The sequence below is a fragment of the Xanthomonas pisi DSM 18956 genome, assembly GCF_001010415.1.
Classification (GTDB): Bacteria; Pseudomonadota; Gammaproteobacteria; order Xanthomonadales; family Xanthomonadaceae; genus Xanthomonas; species Xanthomonas pisi.
The window spans coordinates 1-21,726 of sequence record NZ_JPLE01000077.1; the positions used below are offsets into that span (position 1 = coordinate 1).

Below are 21,726 nucleotides of genomic sequence, written 5' to 3' on the forward strand. Positions count from 1 at the left end.
CCAGCGCCACGCCTGCCGGGAACAGCCAGATCTGCTGCCAGTCCGGGCCCGCCGCCGTGGTGTAGTGCTCCACCACCGCGCCGGACAGGAACGTGCCGATCAACATCCCCACGCCGTAGGTGGCCAGGGTGATGAAGCCCTGCGCGCTGCTGCGCGCGGCGGGGCCGGCATGCGCGTCGGTGTAGATCTGGCCGGTGACGAAGAAGAAGTCGTAGCAGATGCCATGCAGCACGATGCCGATCACCAGCAAGGAAAAACCGCTGCCCGCATCGCCAAAGGCGAACATCGCGTAGCGCAGCACCCACGCCGCCATGCCCAGCGCCAGCATCGTCTTGACCCCCAGCCGCACGAACAGGAACGGCATGGCCAGCATCAGCAGCACTTCGGACACCTGGCCCAGCGACTGCAGGCCGGCCGCGCCGCGCACGCCCAGATCGTTGAGATACGGGTTGGTGAAGTTGTAGTAGAACGCCAGCGGGATGCAGATGGCGATGGACGCCAGGAAGAACACCAGATACGAGCGCGACTTCAGCAGCCGCAGCGCGTCCAGTCCCAGCATCTGTCCCAGCCCGGCGTCGCGCTGTTGCGCCAGCGGCGGCGTGTGCGGCAGGGTGAAGGCATACAGGCCCAGCGCCAGCGATGCCAGCGCCGCCATCCGGAACGTCAGTTCGAGCCGGTGCGTCTGTTCCCAGCCCAGCCAGCCGATCAGCACGCCCGCCACGATCCAGCCGACGCTGCCGGCCACCCGCACCGGCGGGAACTGTTTTTCAGGCGTTTGCATGTGCCGCATCGCCACGCTGTTGGCCAGTGCCAGCGTCGGCATGAACAGCAGCATGTACACCATGACGCAGGCGGAGAACATGCCGAAGCTCGTTGCCGTGGACGCCAGCCACATAAGCACCGCGCCAGCCAGGTGCAGCACCGCGAGGATGCGTTGCGCCGCGAAGTAGCGGTCCGCGACCAGGCCGACCAGGAATGGCGCCACGATGGCGCCGATGGACTGGCTGAGGAAGGCCGTCGCCACCTGGCTCGCGCTGGCCTGCAGGGGGCCCTGCACCAGGTACGTGCCCAGGGTCACGAACCATGCGCCCCAGATGAAGAACTGCAGAAACATCATCGCGCCCAAGCGCGACATGGTGTGCCTCATGGCTTGCCCTCCCAGGCGGTATTGGCTTAGAGCGTGTTATGTANNGCGTCCTGTGGCGCGTCGAGACAAGGGGTGCGCTGCGGCCCAGGCTGGCCTTGGCGCCAGCCAAGCCTGCGCCACGCAGTACCCGCTCCGCACCGCTGACGTCCAACGCATCTCATCTCAACGTGCATGACACGCTCTATGTCCCCAGCATGCGGCGCAGCGATTCCGGATCGGCGCCGCTGTCGGCAAAGTCGTCGAAGGCGCGTTCGGTGACGCGGATGATGTGCTCGCGGATGAACGCGGCACCCTCCCGTGCGCCGTCTTCCGGATGTTTCAGGCAGCACTCCCACTCCAGTACCGCCCAGCCCGGGAAATCGTATTGCGCGAACTTCGAGAAGATCGCCTTGAAGTCGATCTGGCCGTCGCCGAGCGAACGGAACCGCCCTGGACGATCGATCCAGTCCTGGTAGCCGCCGTAGACGCCGCTGCGCGCACTGGCGCGATACTCGGCGTCCTTGACATGGAAGATGCCGATGCGCGCGTGATACCGGTCGATGAAGCCCAGGTAGTCCATCTGCTGCAGCAGCAGGTGGCTGGGGTCGTACAGGATCTTGGCGCGTGGGTGATGGTCCACGACATCGAGGAAGCGCTCGAAGGTCGCGCCGTCGTGCAGGTCCTCGCCCGGGTGGATCTCGAAGCACAGGTCCACGCCGCAGGCGTCGAAGGCATCCAGGATCGGGCGCCAGCGGCGGCCGAGTTCGGCGAAGGCTGCTTCCACCAGCCCGGGCGGACGTTGCGGCCAGGGGTAGAAGTAAGGCCAGGCCAGCGCGCCGGAGAACGTGGCATGCGCCGTCAGCCCCAGGCGCTGGCTGGCCTTGGCGGCCAGCAGCAGTTGCTGCACCGCCCAGGCCTGGCGGGCGGCGGGATCGCCGCGCTTGTCCGGCGGCGCGAATCCGTCGAACAGCTGGTCGTAGGCGGGGTGGACGGCGACCAGCTGCCCTTGCAGGTGGGTCGACAACTCGGTGACCTGCAGGCCGTGCCCGGCCAGCATGCCGGCGACGTCGTCGCAGTACGCCTGGCTCTGCGCAGCCTGGGCCAGATCGAACAGGTGGGGCGCGCTGGTCGGCACTTGTACGCCAGAATAGCCCAGGCCTGCAGCCCAACCGGCCAGTGTGTCCAAGCGATTGAAGGGAGGTGTGTCGGCGATGAACTGTGCCAGGAACAGCGCCGGACCCTTGAGCGTCTTCAACGTGATTCGCCCTCATGCAATCGATTGAATCATCCTAGCATGGGCCACCCGCAAGACCCGTTGTGCGCTGCACAGCAGAAACAAGAACCGAGGTCATGGCAACAACCATCTACGACATCGCAAAGCACGTCGGCGTCACCGCCGGCACGGTGTCGCGGGCCCTTTCCCGGCCGGACAAGGTCTTGCCGGCCACGCGCGCGCGCATCGAGCAGGCCGCCGCCGCGCTCGGCTATGTCCCCAACACGGTAGCCAGGACGCTCAAGACCCAGCGCAGCGGCAAGCTCCTGGTCACCGTCCCGGACATCGCCAATCCCTTCTTCGCCCAGATCCTGCAGGGCGCGGAGGACGCCGCGCAGGCCGTCGGCTACGCCGTCCTGCTCGGTGATACCCAGCACCAGCCCGATCGCGAGGAGCGCTACGCGCAGATGCTCCGACGTAACGAGGCAGACGGCCTGATCGTGCTGGGGCACGGTCTTCCGCCGACGGCGCGTGAGATCGTCAAGCAGCTGGGCGCCGCCGCGCCGGTGGTCAACGGCTGCGAGTTCGACCCGGCGCTGGGCATCCCCAGCGTCCACATCGACAACGCGGCCGCTGCGCGCGCCATGATGGAACACCTGTATGGACTGGGGCACGAGCGCGTCGCCGTGGTGGGCGGCCCGCCCGACAATCCGCTGCACCAGCAACGCCTGGAAGGCGCGCGGGCCTCCGCCAAGGCGCGCCGCCGCCTGCGCAGCCTGACCGTCGTGCCGGGCGATTTTTCGGTCGAATCCGGCCATGCGGCTGCGATGGCGCTACGGGCCCGTACGCCCGCGCCGACCGCGATCTTCTGCTTCAGCGATCAGATGGCGTTGGGCGCCTTGGCCGCCTGCCGGGACCTGGGCATCCGCGTGCCGGATGAGCTGTCCATTGTCGGTTTCGACGACCTGGCGTCGTCGAGTTACCTCACGCCGCCATTGACGACCATCCGGCAACCCATGCGGGAGATCGGTGTCCGCGCGGTCAGCCTGCTGCTCGCCATCATCGAAAGGGTGGACGTGCCGCTTCAGCAGACGCTGGATTTCAGCTTGATGTTGCGTGGATCCACTGCTGCACCCAAGGGTAGGTGACCGCAGGCGCGGGGCAACCGGGACTGTGGGCGCAGTTCCCGGAAGGGACTCGGCTTCCATCAGCCTTCCTGACCGATTTCCTGCATTCGGTCGATATCCCGGCCGTCGGTGGTTTACGCAACCCTCGGGGTCAAACCATCGAGGCGTTCCAGGCCATGGACTCGGGCGTGTGGCAGATGTGCACAACCGTTCTGATCATCAGCGACGTTGAAATAGATCAACCCCGCTAACGCTGCGCGCCTGCTGGGGTTTCATGTGCAGGCCGTGGCGCCCTTGTGTGCGGGCTCTTCCAGCTGCAGAGACTGTCGACGCTGGACCTCGACGGTCGGGTTTGCCCAGGCAGCGGCGCCGAGACGATGCGGATGCGCAACGCGCACCAGGACGGTGTCGCCTGGTAGAACGTTCGGCAGTGCGGCGCCGCTGGCTGGGCGGTTGGATGCTCTTGTTCTGACTTTAATCGGGCTGGATCCTCAGGTGTTCGAGGATATTTTCAGGTCACTGGGTCGCCCGGCAAAGCATCGAACGTCGGTATTTTCCGCTTCGGTTGCTGAGTCGAATCAAGCGTCGACCCAGGGTTGCAGGACCACCTTGCCAGTCGTCTGGCGGCTTTCCAGCAGCCGATGCGCCTGGGCAGCCTGTGACAACGGCAGCACGGTGTTGACTTGCAATGCAAGTTGCCCGGACAGGATCAAGCCCATGATCTCCGTCAGCGTGGACTGGATCAGCTGCGGAAAGGCCAGGTAGGCCCCCACATAGAAACTTGTCAGCGTGTGGTTGGGAACGATCAACTGCCATGGGTCGATCAGGGCGGTGTTGCCGCTCGATTGGCCGACGAAGATCAGGCGCCCGAACGATGCCAGGGCCTTGAACGCCTCGGCGACGTTGTCGCCGCCAGCGATTTCGACGATGACATCCACACCCTTGCCATCGGTCAGGGCACGCACCTGCTTGGCCCAGTCGGGAGCGGTGTAGTCCACCGCCGCGTCAGCGCCCAACCGGATCGCCATGTCCCGCTTTTCCTGCGTGCTGGCTGCGGCGATGACCTTGCCGGCGCCATAGAGTTTGGCGAGTTGTATCGCCAGAGAGCCCAGCCCTCCGGCTGCACCTTCGATCAGGACGGTTTCGCCTGGCGCCAGCCGCGCGGCATTGCGCAGCACCAGCGCGGCGGTCAACCCGTTGGCCATCACGGCCGCGGCCTGGACCGCCGGCACCCCATCGGGCAGCGGCACCACGATCGCTTCCGGCACACAGATGTACTGCGCGTAGCCGCCGGCGCCCGGTGTTGCCAGTACCGACATGCCGGCTTGCAGCGAAGTCACCGCCTTGCCGACCGCAACGATCGTGCCGGCAACTTCCGCGCCCAGAATGAAGGGAGCTGGCGACGGCTCGGGATAATCGTCCCCCCGGCGTCGCATCACGTCGGCGAAATTGAGGCCGGTTGCCTCGATCCGGATCAGCACCTCGTGGTCCTGCGGCGTCGGATCGGGAACGTCTTCGTAGATCAGCACATCGGCGTCGCCAGTCTGGTGAAATCGAACAGCTTTCATGTCGCATCCTTCATTGAGGGGTTCATGGGCCTGATGCCCGGGAGTTACGCCAGTCCGAACTGCTTGTGCAGCACCTTGTCGAACAACGAGCGGGGCAGGAAGCGACGGGCGAATGCGCCTTGTCTGGCGTCCTTGCCCGACGCGTAGCGCAACTGCGGACGCTGGTCGCGTGCGGCCAGGACGATGGTTTCTGCCACGCTCTCGGCGGTGGCCGCGACGGCGATCGCGCTCTCGTATGCCGCCCGATACTTGGCGCGGAGTGCGTCGTAATCGGCCAGTGGCCGATCCGACCAGGCGGTGCTGGTCTCGAATGCGGTACGGGTCGCGCCTGGCTCGATCACCACCACCCGCACACCGAACCCGCGCACCTCGTGATCGAGGGATTCGGAATATCCCTCCAGCGCATGCTTGGTGGCGGAGTAATAGGCGTTGAAGGGCGCAGGGACCAGACCCAGGCCTGAGCCGACATTGAGGATGCGTCCGCTGCCCTGCTTGCGCATGATGGGCAAGACCGCGTTGGTGACGCGGACCACGCCGTAGAAGTTGGTTTCGAACAGCGAGCGGACTTGTTCGATCGAGCTTTCTTCCGCCGCACCCTGGACGCCGACGCCGGCGTTGTTGACCAGCAGATCCAGACGTCCTTCGCGCCGCTGCAGCTCGGCGATCGCAGCGACGACCGACGCGTCATCGGTCACGTCCAGGGCCAGCAACGGAAACGTTCCCTGGCCCGCTTCTGCGCCGCGCCGGCTGGTGCCATAGACCGCATAGCCGGCCGCAAGGAGTTGCTTGGCAGCCGCTTCGCCGATGCCCGAGGAGGCGCCGGTGACCAGCGCCACAGGTTTATGTGTCTTCATGAAGTGTCCTTGGTGAGGTGAGGCGGCGGAGGGTCGACGGAAGGCGTTCGACCGGGTGAATTTATGATGTCGACCGAACTCAAAAAAGTCAACAACTTTGATTGTGATCGACATCAATGTACATTGACGACTTACCGGCTCCCTGGGACAGAATGAAAATCACCAAAGCGAAATCGCAGGAAAACCGGGCGCGCATCGTCGAAACGGCCTCCGCGTTGTTCCGTGAGCGTGGCTACGACGGTGTGAGCGTGGCCGATCTGATGGCTGCCGCCGGACTCACCCAAGGCGGCTTCTATAAGCATTTCGGATCCAAAGCCGACCTGATCGCCGAGACGGCCCAGCACGGGCTTGGACAGATCTCCAGCCAGGTGGAGGGGTTGGAACTCCGCGACTTCATCAACTTCTACGTTTCAAGAGCGCACCGGGACGGCAGGAGCGATGGCTGCACCATGGCGGCGCTCAGTGGCGACGCGGCACGTCAATCGATGGACATCAAGGCGACGTTCGCAGCCGGAATCGAACGGATGCTGGCGACCGTCGAACGTGAAGGGGTGCTGCCTGACACCGGGTCGCAGGCCAGCGTCCGGTCGAAGACGATCGACTTGTTCGCGCATATGCTGGGTGCGGTCGTACTGTCGCGTGCGTGTCCGGATGACGCACCGCTAGCGGATGAAATTCTGCTCGCCTGTCGGACGCAGCTGCTTGCGTCGCTTGTACCCGCCTCAGGCGAGTCGTCCCTGGCCTGACGCTCAGGGCAACGCCTCCGCGTTTGCATCAGCCGATCGGCCCGCGCATGCAACGTCTCGATGTACGAGCGACCGCCAAGGCTGTTGCCCGGTTAGCCGGCGCAGGCGGACCCAACACCCTCCCGCGTCTGTGACGTCCCAACGCAGGCCCGCTGTGCGGGGCCTTGGATGTAACGGCGTCGGCCCGCGTCCGCCATGGCCGATGCGGCGCTTTCTCCCGCGGCGGCAGGCTAGGTCACGCCGAGGTGCAATCGCGACCGCTCTGCTTGGCCCGATACAGTGCCGAATCGGCGTCGTGCACGATGGCATCGGGCGTGCGCAGTGTCTGGCCCGGTTCGAACGTCGCTGCGCCCACGCTGACGGTGACATGCGCGCAGGTCGGGCTGGACAGGTGCATCAGCCCGAGTCCGGCCACCGCGCTGCGTACCGCATCGGCCAGGCGCAGGGCGCCGGCGGCGTCGGTCTGCGGAAGGATCATGCTGAATTCTTCGCCGCCATAGCGCGCAGCGATGTCAGTGTCGCGCCGCGCGCACCCGGCAATCGCGGCGGCGATCAGGCGCAGGCAGGCATCGCCATTCACATGGCCATAGGTGTCGTTGTAGAGCTTGAAGTGATCGACATCGATCATCAGCACCGACAGCGGCGATTGCAGGCGTACCGCCTCCTGCAGCGCGTTCGACAACCGGTAGTCGAACGCGCGCCGGTTGGCGATGCCGGTCAGCGCATCCACCCACGCCTCGGAGCTGAGTCTGGCCTCGTTGCGGTGCATGCGGCGCAGCTGCAGGTCCAGCCAGATGCCCACGCCCAGCAGCAGGGCGCAGCCAAGCGTGGCGATCACGGCGCGCTGGCCTGCGGCCTGCCGCCAACTGGCCAGCGCGTCGTCCACCGACACGCCGGTCAGCACGGTCAGCGGATACGGCCGTGCCGGGGCGAAGCTGGAGATGCGCTCCACGCCATCGATCGGCGAGCGATACGTCGCCGTGCCATGGCGGCGCGCGCGCATGCTGACGTAGATCGAGGTGCCGGCAATCGAGCTGCCGATCACGCCCTGCTTGTCGGGCCGACGGACCAGCACGATGCCGTCGTCGTTGATCATGCCGATGGTGCCGTGCGGGCCGACTTCGAAAGTGCTGTAGTAGTTCTGGAAATACTTCAGTTGCAGGGTGACCAGCACCACGCCAGCAAACTCTCCGCTGGGCGTATTGAGTCGGCGGCTCAGCGTCAGCACCCAGGAACCATCCGAGCGGCTTTGGACTGGTGGGCCGACCAGCGATAACGCATCGCGATGGTCGCGGTGATACTTGAAGTAGGCGCGGTCGGCGTTGTTATGCGTTCTGGGCGTGCTGTCCAGCGACGAGCTGACCCAGCTGCCATCTGTCGCGTAAATGAAGATGCCATGCAGCCGGTCCGAGCGCCTTGCCTCGCGAACGAGGAACTCGTGCATTGCCGTGCGCGCGCGGGTGTTGCCCTGGTCGTGCTCGACGCGCGCGACCAGGCCCGACAGCACCGCATCGGCGATCGACATGGTGTCGCTGGCATGCTGCGCCAACGAGTTGGCCAGATTCAATGATTGCGCTTCGGCGCTGCGCAGCGCCGACGCACGTTCTTCGTGGATGGACCAGTATTCCGAACCGAGCAGTAGCATGCAGGCCACAGTCAGCACGAAGTGCAACGCAATGCGTTGTGCACGTTGCCGCCGCCGCTTGGTGGGTGATGTCACTGTGGCTACCTGTCCGGACATCTGGGCGATGCAACCGGTGTGCCAGCCTATGCATCGCTGCGGTCGCCATCGTGTGCAAACGCGGTGCCGCACGACATTTCTGTGATTGCCAGCGCCTTGCGATGCGGCAGGTCGGCGCGCCGCAATGCGGCGCAGCATCCTGCTAGCGCGGCTGGCCGTGTCGTTGCGCTACCGACGGCGTGCTGTCGACATCGGTGCTGTCAAGCCGGCTCGACTGCATCTGCCTAACGTCACGCGTGCTATCCCTGGGCCCGAATCATCATCTGAGGAGCCCCCCCATGCGCGCCATTCGTCTCTCGCATCCCGCCGGTCTGAACGCACTGAGGTCGGTCGAATTGCCCGATCCGGGCCAGCCTGCACGCGGGCAGATCCGGGTACGTCTGCATGCCAGTTCGCTCAATTTCCATGATCTGGGCGTCGTGCTCGGGCAAATGCCGACGGCCGATGGACGCATCCCGATGTCCGACGGCGCCGGTGTGGTCGAAGCGATCGGTGCGGAGGTCAGCGAGTTCGCCGTTGGCGACCATGTGGTGTCGACCTTTTTCCCGCAGTGGCTGGATGGCGAACCGCTGCACGCCGGATTTGCGACCACGCCGGGCGATGGCGTCGATGGGTATGCACGCAGTGCGGTTGTGGCCGCTGCGCAGGCATTTACCCATGCGCCAGCCGGCTACAGCCACGCCGAGGCAGCCACCTTGACCACTGCCGGCGTCACCGCCTGGCGCGCGCTGGTTGCCAATGGCGGCCTGAAGGCGGGCGACACCGTGTTGGTGCTGGGTACCGGCGGCGTGTCGATCTTTGCGCTGCAGTTCGCCAAGGCGATGGGCGCGACCGTGATCGCCACGTCCTCGTCGGACGAGAAGTTGGAAAAGGTCCGCGCACTCGGTGCCGATCACCTCATCAACTATCGACAGCACGCCGAGTGGTCGCGGCAGGTGCTGGAGATCACCGACGGGCGCGGCGTGGACCATGTCGTCGAGGTCGGTGGACCCGGCACGCTGGCACAATCGATCCGTGCCGCGCGGGTGGGTGGGCACATCGCCTTGATCGGCGTGCTGACCGGTGCGGCCGGTCCGGTGCCGACCGCCGAGATGATGGGGCGTCAGCAGCGTCTGCAAGGCCTGGTGGTCGGCAGTCGTCGGCATCAACAGCAGCTGGTGCGCGCCTTGGACGGGCTGTCGCTGCGTCCGGTCATCGACCGCAGCTATGCGCTGGACGCCATCGGCGAGGCGTTCGCGTTGCAGAAAGCCGGTGGGCATCTGGGCAAGATCGTGCTGGAGTTCTGATACCCGTGGGCCGGGCACGCCGGCCTCATGACGGTGGCCGGCGCGCCAAGCTTGAGCAGGTCTGCAGGTGTTACTGCCGCAGCGTGTGGATCGCGGCTGCTCCAGGGATGTTGCTCTGCAGCGGCTGGTTTGACTTGCACATCCCGGTCGGCATGTGACCGCGCCCGCAATCGATGCTGCATGCAGCGCGTTATCGCCACGGCCCTCTCCAATGGCGCCGCACAGTGATGAGTACGTTTCATAGACGCATGCGGCCTCCAACGCCAATGCATGCGCAGGCGACAACTAGAATCGGGCAACCACCGATTGCGCCGTTCTCAAGCCCGCACTCACGCGCTTGTGACTGACGGCGCTGCACATTGATAAAGAACTGTATTAGCCAGCATTGTTGGAGATGCCAGCCATGAGAGACATCAAGATGACCCGTCGCGAAGTACTGATCGCTGGCACGGCTTCGGCGGCGAGCGTTGCCGCAACCCAATCGATCGCTGCCACTGCCGTGTCGCAACGGCAGGCGGCGGAGCCGGCCAATGCGTCCAGCCAGGTCGCGTTCGAGGTCAATGGCAAGCCGGTGACGCTGACACTTGATAACCGCACCACCTTGCTGGATGCATTGCGCGAGCACCTGCACTTGACCGGCACCAAGAAGGGTTGCGATCACGGCCAGTGCGGTGCGTGTACGGTCATCGTCGACGGGCATCGCATGAATTCCTGCCTGTCGCTGGCAGTGATGCATCAGGGCGCGAAGGTCACCACCATCGAGGGCCTGGGCACACCGGACAAACTGCATCCGATGCAGGCGGCCTTCGTCAAACACGACGGTTATCAGTGCGGCTACTGCACGCCTGGCCAGATCTGTTCGGCAGTGGCCGTGCTGGATGAAGTCAAACGCGGCATTCCCAGCCACGTCACCGACGATTTGACGGCCAGGACCCGGCTCACCACGCCGGAACTGCAGGAGCGCATGAGCGGCAATATCTGCCGCTGCGGTGCCTATTCCAACATCGTCGAGGCGATCAATGAAGTCGCCGGAGAACGCGCATGAAGGCTTTCAGCTACGAGCGTGCCACCTCGGCGGCAGATGCCGCGGCCAAGGCCGCGCGTCAGCCAGGCGCCAAGTTCATCGCCGGCGGTACCAATCTGCTCGATCTGATGAAATTGCAGATCGAAACGCCATCGCACCTGATCGACGTCAACGGCTTGAGCCTGGACACCATCGACGCAACCCCGGAGGGCGGCTTGCGGATCGGTGCGCTGGTGCGCAATACCGAGCTTGCCGCCGATGCGCGGGTTCGCCGCGATTACGCCGTGCTGTCGCGCGCGCTGCTGGCGGGTGCGTCTGGCCAGCTGCGTAATCGCGCCACGACTGCCGGCAATCTGCTGCAGCGCACGCGCTGCCCGTATTTTTACGACACCAATCAGCCGTGCAACAAGCGCCTGCCCGGCAGTGGCTGCGCGGCGATCGGCGGCTTCAACCGGCAGCTGGCCGTCATCGGTGCCAGCGACGCCTGCATCGCCACCCATCCCAGCGACATGGCCATCGCCATGCGTGTACTGGACGCCACTGTGGAAACAGTGCGGCCCGACGGACAGACGCGCGCGGTACCGCTTGCCGAGTTCTATCGTGCGCCGGGGACCACGCCGCACCTGGAAACGGTGCTGGAACGTGGCGAGCTGATCACTGCAGTAACCCTGCCCAAACCGCTCGGCGGCACGCACGTCTATCGCAAGGTGCGCGACCGCGCGTCGTATGCGTTTGCCTTGGTCTCGGTCGCCGCTGTCGTGCAGCGCGACGGCACCGCGCGCGTCGGCGTCGGCGGTATTGCGCACAAGCCATGGCGCAGCGAGGCGGCCGAAGCGCAATCGCACCAGGGCGCACGCGCCATCGCTTCTGTGCTGCTCGACGGCGCACAGCCTACCGAACACAACGCATTCAAGGTGCCGCTGGTGGAACGCACCTTGACCGCGATCCTGGCCGAGGCGAGAGCCTGATATGAAATTCGACACTCCTGCAGGTTCCAATCCCATCGATCAAGGCAAGGTCGTCGGCAAGCCCGTCGATCGCATCGACGGGCCGCTCAAGACCACCGGCCAAGCGCCGTATGCCTACGAACATCACGATCTGCCGGGCCGCGCGGCCTACGGCCATGTCGTGGGGGCGGGGATCGCCAAGGGCACCATCCGCAGCATCGACCTGAGCGCCGCGCGCAATGCGCCCGGCGTGCTTGGGATCGTCTCTGCGCAGAACGCCGGCAAACTGCACAAGGGCAAGCTCAATACCGCCAAGTTGCTGGGCGGCCCGGAAATCCAGCATTACCATCAAGCCATAGCAGTGGTGATTGCCGAGACCTTTGAGCAGGCGCGCGCAGCGGGGCAGTTGGTCAAGGTCGATTACGGTCGCCATGTCGGCGCATACGATCTGAAGAAAGCGCGCGATGGCGCCAAGGTCACCAAGGAGGGCGGTGCCCCCAATAGCGCCATCGGCGACTTCGATGGCGCCTTCGCAGCGGCGCCGGTGCAACTGGATGCCGAGTACACCACGCCCGATCACTCGCACGCGATGATGGAGCCGCACGCATCGACCGCGATGTGGGATGGCGACAAGCTCAGCGTGTGGACGTCCAACCAGATGATCAACTGGGGCGCGCGCGATCTGGCAGTGACCTTGGGGATTCCGCGCGAAAACGTGCGGATCATGTCGCCGTACGTCGGTGGCGGGTTCGGCAGCAAATTGTTTCTGCGTTCCGATGCGGTACTGGCCGCGCTGGCGGCGCGCGAAGTCAAGCGGCCGGTCAAGGTAATGCTGCCGCGTCCGCTGATCGCCAACAACACCACGCATCGTCCGGCCACCGTGCAGCGCATCCGCATCGGCGCCGAGCGCGATGGCAAGATCACCGCGATCGCACATGAAAGCTGGTCGGGCGACCTGCCCGAGGGCGGTCCGGAAATCGCCGCCGCGCAGACGCAGTTGCTCTATGCCGGCGCCAATCGGCTGATCGCGACCCGGCTGGCCGTGCTCGATCTGCCGGAAGGCAATGCGATGCGCGCGCCCGGCGAAGCGCCCGGTTTGATGGCGCTGGAAGTGGCCATGGACGAAATGGCCGAAAAGCTCGCGATGGATCCGGTCAAGTTCCGTATCGTCAACGATACGCAGGTCGATCCGGAAAACCCGCAGCGCCCGTTCTCGCAGCGCCAGCTGGTCAAGTGTCTGCAAGACGGTGCAGAGCGTTTCCAGTGGTCCAAGCGTCAATCCAAGCCAGCCAGCAACCGCGACGGGCGCTGGCTGGTCGGCATGGGCGTGGCGGCCGCGTTTCGCAACGCGCCGGTGATGACCTCCGGGGCGCGCATGCGTCTGGAGCAGGGTGGTCGCGTGGTGGTGGAAACCGACATGACCGATATCGGCACCGGCTCCTACACCATCATTGCGCAGACTGCCGCCGAGATGCTCGGCGTGCCGTTGAACTGGGTGGACGTGCGCCTGGGCGATTCCAGTTTTCCTGCATCGGCGGGCTCGGGCGGGCAATGGGGCGCAAACAGTTCCACCGCTGGCGTCTACGCAGCGGCGGTGAAGCTGCGCGAAACCGTCGCCAAGCAGCTGGGCCTGGACCCGGCCAAGGCCGAATTTGCCGACGGCCACGTACGTGCCGGCGGCAAGCGCATTCCACTGGCCGATGCTGCGGCCAATGGCGCCCTGGTGGTGGAGGACAAGATCGAGTTCGGCGACCTGTCCAAGACCCATCAGGTGTCGACCTTCGGCGCGCACTTTGTCGAAGTCGGCGTGGATATCACCACGGCCGAGGTACGTATCCGCCGCATGCTCGCGGTGTGCGCGGCCGGGCGCATCCTCAACCCCAAGTCCGCGCGTAGCCAGGTCATCGGCGGAATGACCATGGGCGCGGGTGCGGCGTTGATGGAAGAACTGGCGGTGGACAAGCGCTTCGGGTTCTTCGTCAACCACGACCTGGCCGGTTACGAAGTGCCGGTGCATGCGGATATCCCGCATCAGGAAGTGGTGTTCCTGGAAGAAAGCGACCCGATGTCCTCGCCGATGAAGGCCAAGGGCGTGGGCGAGTTGGGCATTTGTGGCGTGGCGGCGGCGATTGCCAACGCGGTCTACAACGCAACCGGCGTGCGCGTGCGCGACTACCCGGTGACGTTGGAAAAGCTGCTGCCGCATCTGCCCGAGCAATTGCGCGCGTGAGTGCAGTCGTCGCTCCCGCCACGCATGCAGCGCCGGCCCAGCCAGCGTGGCCGGCATGGCCGAGCTACGCATTGCACGACGATCTGCTGCCGGTGCTGACCGCCTGGCAGCGTGCGGGCCAGCGGGTTGCGGTCGCGACCTTGATCGACGTGCAGGGCTCCTCGCCGCGCCCGGTGGGAAGCGAAATGGCGATCGCGGCCGATGGCCGGGTTGCCGGTTATGTTTCCGGCGGTTGCGTCGAAGCGGCCGTTGCGCATGAAGCCATGGGCGCATTGCGCGACAGGCAGCCGCGATGGCTGGACTATGGCGAGGGCAGCGATGTGCTGGACATCCAGCTCAGCTGTGGCGGCCGTATCGGCGTGCTGGTCTGGCCAGTGCCGGATCTGGCCGAGTACCTCGCTCGCTGGCGCAATGCGCGTCAGCACCGCCGCGCGTTTCACGTTGCGCTGGATCGCAGGACCGGGAGCGTGCGCTATCCCGCCAACGTGCACGACGCGCGTGCCGGCGAATTTCTGCGCGTCCATCGCCCGCCCTTGCGGCTGGTGCTGGTGGGTGCAGATCCGGCAGTGCTGGTGCTGGTGGCGTTGGCCAATCAAATGGGGATCGAGATGCGTGTGCTGCGCCCGCACGGCCCCAGCGATCCACCGCCTGGCCTGGCGCCGGAACACTACGATCGCCGCGGCTTGCACGATGCGTTGCGCGATCTGCAGCTGGATGCCGGCACGGCGCTCTACAGCCTGGCGCACGACAGCGAGATCGACCTGCAGGTCGCGTGTCGCGGCCTGGAAACCGACGCGGCATGCATCGGCATCCTGGGCAGCCGCAACAAGCGCGACAGCCGTCTGCAGGCGTTACGAGCGCTGGGGTACGACGATGCTGCGCTTGCGCGTTTGCGCCTGCCGGCGGGTTGGCGGATGGGGCGCTCATCGCCGCATACCATCGCGCTGGGCATCATCGCCGAAGCCACGCAGGCAGTGACGGATCTGCAAATCGGTGCGGCCACCGCTTAGGTCGTTGTGCGTCTGCCGTGTGGTTTGTCGTGTCGCGCCTTTTGGACCTTTGGTGTCACGGCGCAGCAGTGCTTTACGCAGGTCATCCATCCCGGCATGGCGCCGCGCGTGCACGCACTCCACACGAATCCGCATCTCACACGAACCCGCATCTCGCATGGTGCATTACCGCCTGCTACGCATCAGTGCATGGCGCGGGCATCGTATGCAGACGAAGCGTGGCGTAGTCACTCCGCACGCACAGCGCGGCCTCTACGCTGAGGCAGTCTCCATCACGCACGACGTCGCCATGTCCCTTGTTCTCTCGCTTTATGACGCCGTGTTCTGCGACATGCCACTTGCCGAATCGCCACGCGTTGCTGCGTGCATGCATGCACACAGCAACGCAGGCAGCTTGCACGCGGCACGCAGCGACCGCGGTACGTGCGTCGGTTGTCACGCGCCTGGCGGGCCCTGCGCATGAGCAGCGACCATGCCGCATTGATATTGGCGGCAGGCGCGGGGAGCCGGCTCGGCCGCTCCAAGCAGTTGCTGATGCGCGACGGCGAACCATTGCTGCGGCGTGCTGCACGCATCGCATTGCAGACCGCACCACTGCGCTGCGTCGTCGTGCTGGGCGCCGACGCCGACAGGCTGGCCGACGTCCTGCAGGGGCTGGAGGTGGAAGTGCTGCGGCATGCCGACTGGTCTGCCGGGATGGGCTCGAGCCTGTCGGCACTGCGTCGGCATGTGCAGCAAGATCCGACGCTGCGACGCAGCCTGATTCTGGGATGCGACCAACCGGCACTGGAGGCGCCGCACTTGCGCGCCTTGCTGGACGAAGCCGACCGCGCCACCTCGGGGTGTGCGACCAGTGGCTATGCGGGCGTGCGCGGTATTCCCGCAGTGGTGACCCACACCGCCTGGGCAGACGTGGCGCTGCAGGGCGATAGCGGTCTGCGCGCGCTGTTCGCCAGTCTGGATGTGCAGACGCTGGGCTGCGTCAGCGCACCGGCGCTGGCGCTGGACGTGGACACGCCTGCGGATCTTGCGGCAGCGCAACAACGTGGGTGGGTAGACCGGGATTGAGACGCGATGACGGGTATCGGCCACCGATGTCCGGCAGCCTGCTGCGCAATGCGCCGATGCCGATCAGGTCCAAAGCACCAGGGCTTCCCTGACCACCAGAACATAGCCCACCACCATCGCGGTCTTGACCGGAAACTGGAACTTTCTGAGCAGATACATGCCAACCCTCCCCAAGGTCTGGTTCGAGCGCGCCCTGATTCCTGCAAGCCGTCGGCGCTCCTGTGGCGGCTGCTTGTGAAGATTTCTTCACCCCTTGTCGCGGAATGTAGCGCTCAGCGTGAACGGTGTCACGTAAGAATTTTCCTACTCGGATGCCAGTGTCCGCCCGACGGTGTCGCCATGCGTAAGACCGCATGCTCGCTATGCCAAACGCGGAGCCATCGGCCACTCTCCCGCGGCCCCTTGAGTAAGGGCATGTTGGCTCACGTAAGTGGCGTGGCTTGCCCCAATCCCTGGCGTGGTGCGCCCGTCCGGCGCGCCCGCACCTGTGTTTGACCGCTTTACTCACCGGCCGGAGGCCATATGGACCAATCCCGCTACGTCGTACGCATTCGTCCCGAGCAAGGCAGCTGGTGGGTGACCCGCCCGGAATGGTCGCCGCTGCGCTACCTGCGCGAGCAGGGCGCCCTGGAAAATGCCGAGCTGATGGCCAAGCTGCACTGCCTGACCACCGGTCAGCCCAGCGGTGTGGTCCTGGATACCGCCGACGGCGAACGCGTGGTGCGGCGCTACGGTTAAGCGCCGGGCTGGCGTCCGGCGTCGATCGCGATGGCCGCATGGCCGCACTCAGTTTGGGTGCCGCTGCGATTGCGAGGCTGTGTCGGCTTCTGGCGACTGACCGGTCGCGGCAGCAAGCTACCGGTAACGACCAGACGCGTGCTCGACGGAGTGTGCAACCTCGCCCCATCCGCCCGGCATGGACCTGCGGCGCGCCAGCAGATCGGCCGGTTGCGATCGCCACACCCGCCCCCGGTCCGATTGTCCGCAGGGTTTGCGCGACCGCCGCGGTCGGCTAGATTCGTTGCCATCGGCCGCTCCTGGCCCGGTCCGCGTCGGCGGCCCTCTGTCCGGATGACCGCCTGCGGTGAATGCGCCTGCCTCTGCACTGATTCAAAACGATATCGTCGTCTTCGGCCTGATCGCCGCGACCCTGGGGGCGGTGTTCTGGACCTCCGCGCGCGAGCAAGGCCTGTGGCGGCGCTTCTATGCCGTGGTACCGGCCTTGCTGCTGTGCTACCTGCTGCCCGGGATCTACAACACCGTCGGGTTGATCGATGGCGCCAACACGCGCCTGTACAACCCCATCGCCCGCGACGTGCTGCTGCCGGCCGCATTGATCCTGCTCACCCTGAGCATCGATCTGCGCGCGATCCTGGGGCTGGGACCCAAGCTGGTCGCCATGTATCTGGGCGCGTCACTGAGCATCATGCTGGGCGCGGTGGTCGCGTTCTGGGTGATGCGATGGCTGCACCCGGCGACCGTCGCCGGCGACACCTGGGCGGGCATGGCGGCACTGGCGGGCAGCTGGATCGGCGGCGGTGCCAACATGCTGGCGATGCGCGAAGTGTTCAATGTCGATGCGACCACGTTCGGGCAGTTTGCGGTGGTCGATGTCGGCGTCGGCTACGTGTGGATGGCGGCGCTGATCTTCCTGGCCGGACGCGCACGCAAGATCGATGAGCGCAGCGGTGCCGACACCCGGGCGCTGGACGCCTTGCAGGAGCGCATGGCGCGCTTCCAGGCCGAACATGCGCGTATTCCCAGCCTGGCCGATCTGATGGTGATCGTGGCAGTGGCGTTTGGCGGGGTCGGGTTGGCGCATGCGCTGGCCAACCCGTTGGCGGCGTGGTGCAAGGCGCAGCTGAGCTGGGCTGGACAGTTCAGTCTGGATGCGCCCTTCGTGTGGGTGGTGGTGCTGGCGACCAGCCTGGGACTGCTACTGAGCTTCACGCGCGCACGGACCCTGGAAGGCGCGGGCGCCTCCAGGATCGGCGCGTTGCTGCTGTATTTCCTGATCGCCTGCATCGGCATGCAGATGGACCTGCTGGCGCTGCTGGATCGGCCGTGGCTGTTCCTGCTGGGGCTGATCTGGATCGCCGTGCACATCGCCTTGTTGTGGGCGCTGGGACGCTGGCTGCGTGTGCCGTTCTTCTATTTTGCGATCGGCTCGCAATCCAACATCGGCGGCCCGGCGTCTGCGCCCGTCGTTGCCGCGGCCTTCCACCCGGCGTTGGCCCCGGTGGGTGTGCTGCTGGGCACGATGGGCTACGCCACCGGCACCTATCTGGCCTATCTGGTCGGCATCACCCTGCGGGCGATGGCCGGGGCAGGCTAGTGCCGCGTTGCGCCGTGCGGCCGGCGTCATGGGGCTGCTGCCTGGAACAGCTGCATGACCTGTCCGGTCGGTTTAGCGCAGCAAAGCGGTGGTCCATTGCCCCGAGGCTTTCCGCACCGCACGCGTCCATGTGACCAGGACTGCGTGCGGCACGGTCTGCCAGCTCGTCTAGTGCTGGATCACGCGGCGCTGCTCTTCCTGCTGCGGGGCAGGTTGCTGGCCGTGTTGCTGGTTGTGCTGCTGCAACTGGCTGACATTGCCTTGCGCAGGCTCGTTGGCAGCGGATGCGGTCTGCACATGGCTGCGCAGGTGCGCCGGGTCGTCCATGCGGCCTTGCACCGCAATCAGGCTGTCGCCAGCGCGGCTGGGGACCAGGTGATCGATCCGCTGCAGGCCGTCGTTGCCTGCACGCGCGGCCACGCTGGCGGCAGTGTTGAGAAACGCGGTGTCGTCACGCAGCCCCAGCCGCTCGCGTTGGCCATCCAGTTGCACGACCGCATCGTTGAACAACCGGCTGCCGGGCTGCAGGGACGCGCCGCGGCTCTGATCGGCCGATTGCATGTCCTGCGCCTTGATCACCGAGTCCATCCCGTGCAGATCCAGACGGTGCTTGAGCATCATGCCGGGTACCAGTCGCTGCCCGAACGAGAGCGGGTCCGGCTCCGGCAATTCGATCTGGTGACCGGCCGCGTTGGGCATCGTCCATTTCAGCGGAATGCTGTCTTCCTGCAGATGGGTGAGGATTTCGTTCTTGACGTGATAGCCGCGAATCAAGTCATCGCTGGCGTATTGCTTGGCTGCCGACGCATCCAGGCCTTCGCGTTCGAGGGTGCGGTCGTTGACGCCGGCCGCGTTGTACGTCACTGCGGGAATGTCGTTGACCATGGCCGATGCCGACGCCAGACCACCGCCCAGCGAATGGCCGGAGATCACTACCTGGTCGCCAAAGGCTTGTTTGGCCTGGCTGCCGAGCTGGATCGCCGACGCGTATTGCGCATCGGCAAAGCCCAGGCCCTGGCCGATGTTGTGCTTCCAGTCCTTGCCTTCGTCGGTACCGCAAAAACCGAGCACCACCTGGCCTTGATCGTTGCGATAGAACGCGGCATCGAAGCCGCTTTTGGCATCGTGCAGCAGGGCCGGATCGATGCCCGCCTGCTGCAGCGCGCTGTCGTCCATGCGCGACCAGCCGTTGGCCAACGGCGCAAAGGTTTCGGCGCCGCCTTCGCGGCGTTGGTGTGCAGTGGCGTAGAGATCTTGCAACAGCTCCGGAAACTGCTGGTCCTGCGGTTGCGGTTGTTGTCCGCGCATCGACTCTGCGAACGGAGTGGATGCGGCAGTGGAGGAGGTGGAGACTGATGTGGGCATGCGCGGCTCCTTGCGTGCGTCGTACGGAAAGCGCGCTTAGCGGCTGCTTTCCACGGGAATGTCGTGGGCGCTCAACCATGCGCGCACATCCGAACGGACCTGCTGTCCGGTGGCATTGAGCAGGCGGTCCGGCGTGGTGAAGAAATACGCCTGGAAGGTTTTCTGCTGTGCGTTGCGCACCGTGGGGTCCACGCCGGCCTTGAGCAATTGCAGCACTGCCGGGCTGGCGGCGCCGCTCTGCGCGGCCAGGTGCAGCAGGCTGTTACCGGTGTGGTCGACGCGCTGCACGTCGGCGCCGGCATCGAGCAACAGCCCGATCTGCGCATCACGCTTGCTTTGCACCGCGCGGAACAGCGGCGTCCAGCCGGCACGTGCGCTGACCACATCGATCGGCGCCTTGTGCTGCAACAGAATCTTCAGGTACTCCGGGTCCTGCGCCATGGCGGCCATGTGCACGACCGTTTCCTGGTCCATGCCCGGTAACGCGGGGTCGGCGCCCGCGTCGAGCAGGGCGTCCAGGGCGCGTGGTTGTTCGTTCCAGATCGCCCATTCCAGCAAGGTCACGTTCTGATCGCCGTGTGCGGCCAGATCGACGGTGGGGGCGAGCGTTTTGATCCGCGCAACATCGCCGTGCGCGATGGCGTTGGCGATGTCGGTCAGACCGGGGTCGCGGAAAGCGACGGCGTGGTCCTGCAGCGTAGCTGACATGGTGGTTTGCTCCTTGGCACCGGGTGAGGCGGTGCATGAGACCGCGAAAAACGAGGTCGCAAGAACGAGCAGGGCAGGGAATCGCGGTTGCATCGAAATCTCCTTCTCCTGATCGCATTCCTGGTGGCGCTGCGGCAAGTCCTTCCGCAGCGGGGCCGATCCTACCAGCTGTAAAAATCGCAAGCGGTAAGATTTCGTGACATCGGCGCCGAGGGCCAGCGCCTGGTCGGGACTGCTTGATGACGGGCGTTCTGGCCGAACGCGTGCGCGCAGTCGTCACCTGTACTGGCGCCGCGCCACAGCCGACGGTCACGGCCGGGCCGGCATAATGGCGCTTTGCAAGCAGATGGGTGCAATGGCGTACGAGCTACTGATCAGTGACTGCGATGGGGTTCTTGTCGACAGCGAAATACTGGCCGACCGGGTGATGCGCGAGGCGCTGGCAGCGTTCGTGCCGGCCGAGCCGTTGGAACATCTGCTGGAAACCACGTTCGGGCAGACCACGCGCGAGGTCTTGCGGCGGGTGGAGGAACACTTTGCGCTGCCGTTGCCGGAGACCTTGCTGGCGCAGATCCAGGCGCGCAGCGAGGCCTTGATCGCCGCCGAGGTGCAGCCGATTGCGGGTGTGCGCGCGGCGCTGGAGCAGATCCCGCTGCCGCTGGCGGTGGCCTCCAACAGCCGCCGTCACAACGTGATCGCATCGGTGGAGCGGGCCGGGCTCACCGCGCGTGCGGCAGGGCGGATCTTCAGCGCCGACATGGTGGAGCGGCCCAAGCCGGCGCCGGATGTCTACCTGCTGGCCGCCCGCACGGTCGGTGTGGCGCCGGAGCGTTGTGTGGTGATCGAAGACAGCCCCACCGGTGCGACCGCTGCGTTGGCGGCAGGCATGCAGGTGCTGGGATTTACCGGTGCCAGCCATATTCCGCAGGGGCACGGCGACACCCTGCGACGGATCGGCGTGCTGGAGGTGTTCGACGATATGCGCGATTTGCCCGCGTTGTTCGAGCGGCTCGCGCAAAAGCGCGCTGGTTGAGGAGGTCGAGTCGTCGCTTGGTTTAGCTGCAGTCAAATGCATTAGATCAAGAGCCAAGTCAGTCGAGCGCGCGGTGCCCTCACCGCTTGCGGGACACGCCGCAAGTACGTCCAGGTAGGCTCGGTGGCGGCATCCATGCCGCCCCACGGTTCCGCAAGCGGCGAGGACACCGCACCAGAAAGATCGATGGTTGCTTTGAGAAGAGCTACGCGCGCCGATCATCTCGACTGCTCCTTGCGTGCGCAAGTGCTCTGAGAATTTGCCGGCTGGCATTGCGACGCAGTCAACAGCCTGGTTGGTCAAGCGCGCGGTGTCCTCATCGCTAGCGGGACACGCCGTAAACCC

At 65.7% G+C, this 21,726-nt stretch carries 18 protein-coding genes; 11 read left to right on the plus strand and 7 right to left on the minus strand.

Annotated elements, in window-relative coordinates; all coding sequences use genetic code 11:
* On the minus strand, positions 1–1,147 hold a 1,147-nt coding region (locus tag Y887_RS15880; RefSeq protein WP_046965288.1), incomplete at its 3' end, for a nucleoside permease.
* A gap of 181 nt (positions 1,148–1,328) precedes the next feature.
* A complete protein-coding gene (locus tag Y887_RS15885) occupies positions 1,329–2,381 on the minus strand; it encodes a sugar phosphate isomerase/epimerase family protein (RefSeq protein ID WP_046965272.1) in 1,053 nt (350 codons plus the stop codon).
* A gap of 95 nt (positions 2,382–2,476) precedes the next feature.
* Here Y887_RS15885 and Y887_RS15890 point away from each other — a divergent pair, with 95 nt between their 5' ends.
* Positions 2,477–3,487: a LacI family DNA-binding transcriptional regulator gene (locus Y887_RS15890; protein ID WP_046965273.1), complete on the plus strand. Its 1,011-nt coding sequence runs from the start codon at positions 2,477–2,479 to the stop codon at positions 3,485–3,487.
* Positions 3,488–4,044: 557 nt separating this feature from the next.
* Here Y887_RS15890 and Y887_RS15900 read toward each other — a convergent pair.
* Positions 4,045–5,034 carry a quinone oxidoreductase family protein gene (locus Y887_RS15900; protein WP_046965275.1) on the minus strand — a complete coding sequence of 330 codons (990 nt, stop codon included), beginning with the start codon at positions 5,032–5,034 and terminating at the stop codon, positions 4,045–4,047.
* Between the two features lie 44 nt (positions 5,035–5,078).
* Positions 5,079–5,888 (minus strand): oxidoreductase, encoded by an 810-nt coding sequence (locus Y887_RS15905; protein ID WP_046965276.1) that lies wholly within the window; start codon positions 5,886–5,888, stop codon positions 5,079–5,081.
* Positions 5,889–6,040: 152 nt separating this feature from the next.
* On the opposite strand from Y887_RS15905, the gene Y887_RS15910 reads away from it, so the two are divergent.
* Positions 6,041–6,634: a TetR/AcrR family transcriptional regulator gene (locus Y887_RS15910; protein ID WP_046965289.1), complete on the plus strand. Its 594-nt coding sequence runs from the start codon at positions 6,041–6,043 to the stop codon at positions 6,632–6,634.
* Between the two features lie 235 nt (positions 6,635–6,869).
* Here the strand turns inward: Y887_RS15910 and Y887_RS15915 are convergent, their stop codons facing one another.
* Positions 6,870–8,375, minus strand: a complete 1,506-nt coding sequence (locus Y887_RS15915; protein WP_181113285.1) for a sensor domain-containing diguanylate cyclase — start codon at positions 8,373–8,375, stop codon at positions 6,870–6,872.
* Positions 8,376–8,653: 278 nt separating this feature from the next.
* Between Y887_RS15915 and Y887_RS15920 the strand changes: the two genes are divergently transcribed.
* From Y887_RS15920 to Y887_RS15955, 8 genes are all read left to right on the plus strand, one after another.
* A complete protein-coding gene (locus Y887_RS15920) occupies positions 8,654–9,661 on the plus strand; it encodes a zinc-dependent alcohol dehydrogenase family protein (protein ID WP_046965278.1) in 1,008 nt (335 codons plus the stop codon).
* 394 nt (positions 9,662–10,055) lie between these two features.
* Entirely contained in the window at positions 10,056–10,706 is a 651-nt protein-coding gene (gene paoA, locus Y887_RS15925; protein WP_281256878.1) for an aldehyde dehydrogenase iron-sulfur subunit PaoA, read from the plus strand.
* On the plus strand, positions 10,703–11,653 hold the full coding sequence (locus Y887_RS15930) for an FAD binding domain-containing protein (protein ID WP_046965280.1): 951 nt from the start codon (positions 10,703–10,705) through the stop codon (positions 11,651–11,653). Before paoA ends, Y887_RS15930 begins: the two co-directional genes overlap by 4 nt.
* A gap of 1 nt (position 11,654) precedes the next feature.
* Positions 11,655–13,862: an aldehyde oxidoreductase molybdenum-binding subunit PaoC gene (paoC, locus tag Y887_RS15935; protein ID WP_046965281.1), complete on the plus strand. Its 2,208-nt coding sequence runs from the start codon at positions 11,655–11,657 to the stop codon at positions 13,860–13,862.
* On the plus strand, positions 13,859–14,872 hold the full coding sequence (locus Y887_RS15940; RefSeq protein ID WP_046965282.1) for an XdhC family protein: 1,014 nt from the start codon (positions 13,859–13,861) through the stop codon (positions 14,870–14,872). The genes paoC and Y887_RS15940 overlap by 4 nt, the downstream gene beginning before the upstream one ends.
* A 459-nt stretch (positions 14,873–15,331) precedes the next feature.
* Complete coding sequence (locus Y887_RS15945) at positions 15,332–15,940, plus strand: nucleotidyltransferase family protein (RefSeq protein WP_046965283.1); 609 nt, start codon at positions 15,332–15,334, stop codon at positions 15,938–15,940.
* 522 nt (positions 15,941–16,462) lie between these two features.
* A complete protein-coding gene (locus Y887_RS15950; protein ID WP_046965284.1) occupies positions 16,463–16,678 on the plus strand; it encodes a hypothetical protein in 216 nt (71 codons plus the stop codon).
* Between the two features lie 346 nt (positions 16,679–17,024).
* A complete protein-coding gene (locus Y887_RS15955) occupies positions 17,025–18,275 on the plus strand; it encodes a DUF819 family protein (protein ID WP_046965285.1) in 1,251 nt (416 codons plus the stop codon).
* A gap of 168 nt (positions 18,276–18,443) precedes the next feature.
* Here the strand turns inward: Y887_RS15955 and Y887_RS15960 are convergent, their stop codons facing one another.
* Both Y887_RS15960 and Y887_RS15965 read right to left on the minus strand, forming a co-directional pair.
* On the minus strand, positions 18,444–19,640 hold the full coding sequence (locus tag Y887_RS15960; RefSeq protein WP_046965286.1) for a Tle-like phospholipase domain-containing protein: 1,197 nt from the start codon (positions 19,638–19,640) through the stop codon (positions 18,444–18,446).
* Between the two features lie 36 nt (positions 19,641–19,676).
* A complete protein-coding gene (locus tag Y887_RS15965) occupies positions 19,677–20,486 on the minus strand; it encodes an ankyrin repeat domain-containing protein (RefSeq protein ID WP_084726069.1) in 810 nt (269 codons plus the stop codon).
* Between the two features lie 190 nt (positions 20,487–20,676).
* Here Y887_RS15965 and Y887_RS15970 point away from each other — a divergent pair, with 190 nt between their 5' ends.
* The gene (locus Y887_RS15970; protein WP_046965287.1) at positions 20,677–21,381 is read left to right on the plus strand and encodes an HAD family hydrolase; all 705 of its coding nucleotides are present in this window, start codon (positions 20,677–20,679) and stop codon (positions 21,379–21,381) included.
* Positions 21,382–21,726: the final 345 nt, after the last annotated feature.

Excerpts from the sequence above, each read along its gene's own strand:
- paoA (WP_281256878.1), top strand. The coding sequence starts at position 10,056 with ATGCCAGCCATGAGAGACATCAAGATGACCCGTCGCGAAGTACTGATC.
- Y887_RS15910 (WP_046965289.1), top strand. The coding sequence starts at position 6,041 with ATGAAAATCACCAAAGCGAAATCGCAGGAAAACCGGGCGCGCATCGTC.
- Y887_RS15920 (WP_046965278.1), top strand. The coding sequence starts at position 8,654 with ATGCGCGCCATTCGTCTCTCGCATCCCGCCGGTCTGAACGCACTGAGG.
- Y887_RS15970 (WP_046965287.1), top strand. The coding sequence starts at position 20,677 with ATGGCGCTTTGCAAGCAGATGGGTGCAATGGCGTACGAGCTACTGATC.
- Y887_RS15930 (WP_046965280.1), top strand. The coding sequence starts at position 10,703 with ATGAAGGCTTTCAGCTACGAGCGTGCCACCTCGGCGGCAGATGCCGCG.
- Y887_RS15900 (WP_046965275.1), bottom strand. The coding sequence starts at position 5,034 with ATGAAAGCTGTTCGATTTCACCAGACTGGCGACGCCGATGTGCTGATC.
- paoC (WP_046965281.1), top strand. The coding sequence starts at position 11,655 with ATGAAATTCGACACTCCTGCAGGTTCCAATCCCATCGATCAAGGCAAG.
- Y887_RS15960 (WP_046965286.1), bottom strand. The coding sequence starts at position 19,640 with ATGCCCACATCAGTCTCCACCTCCTCCACTGCCGCATCCACTCCGTTC.
- Y887_RS15945 (WP_046965283.1), top strand. The coding sequence starts at position 15,332 with ATGAGCAGCGACCATGCCGCATTGATATTGGCGGCAGGCGCGGGGAGC.
- Y887_RS15915 (WP_181113285.1), bottom strand. The coding sequence starts at position 8,375 with ATGTCCGGACAGGTAGCCACAGTGACATCACCCACCAAGCGGCGGCGG.
- Y887_RS15950 (WP_046965284.1), top strand. The coding sequence starts at position 16,463 with ATGGACCAATCCCGCTACGTCGTACGCATTCGTCCCGAGCAAGGCAGC.
- Y887_RS15905 (WP_046965276.1), bottom strand. The coding sequence starts at position 5,888 with ATGAAGACACATAAACCTGTGGCGCTGGTCACCGGCGCCTCCTCGGGC.
- Y887_RS15890 (WP_046965273.1), top strand. The coding sequence starts at position 2,477 with ATGGCAACAACCATCTACGACATCGCAAAGCACGTCGGCGTCACCGCC.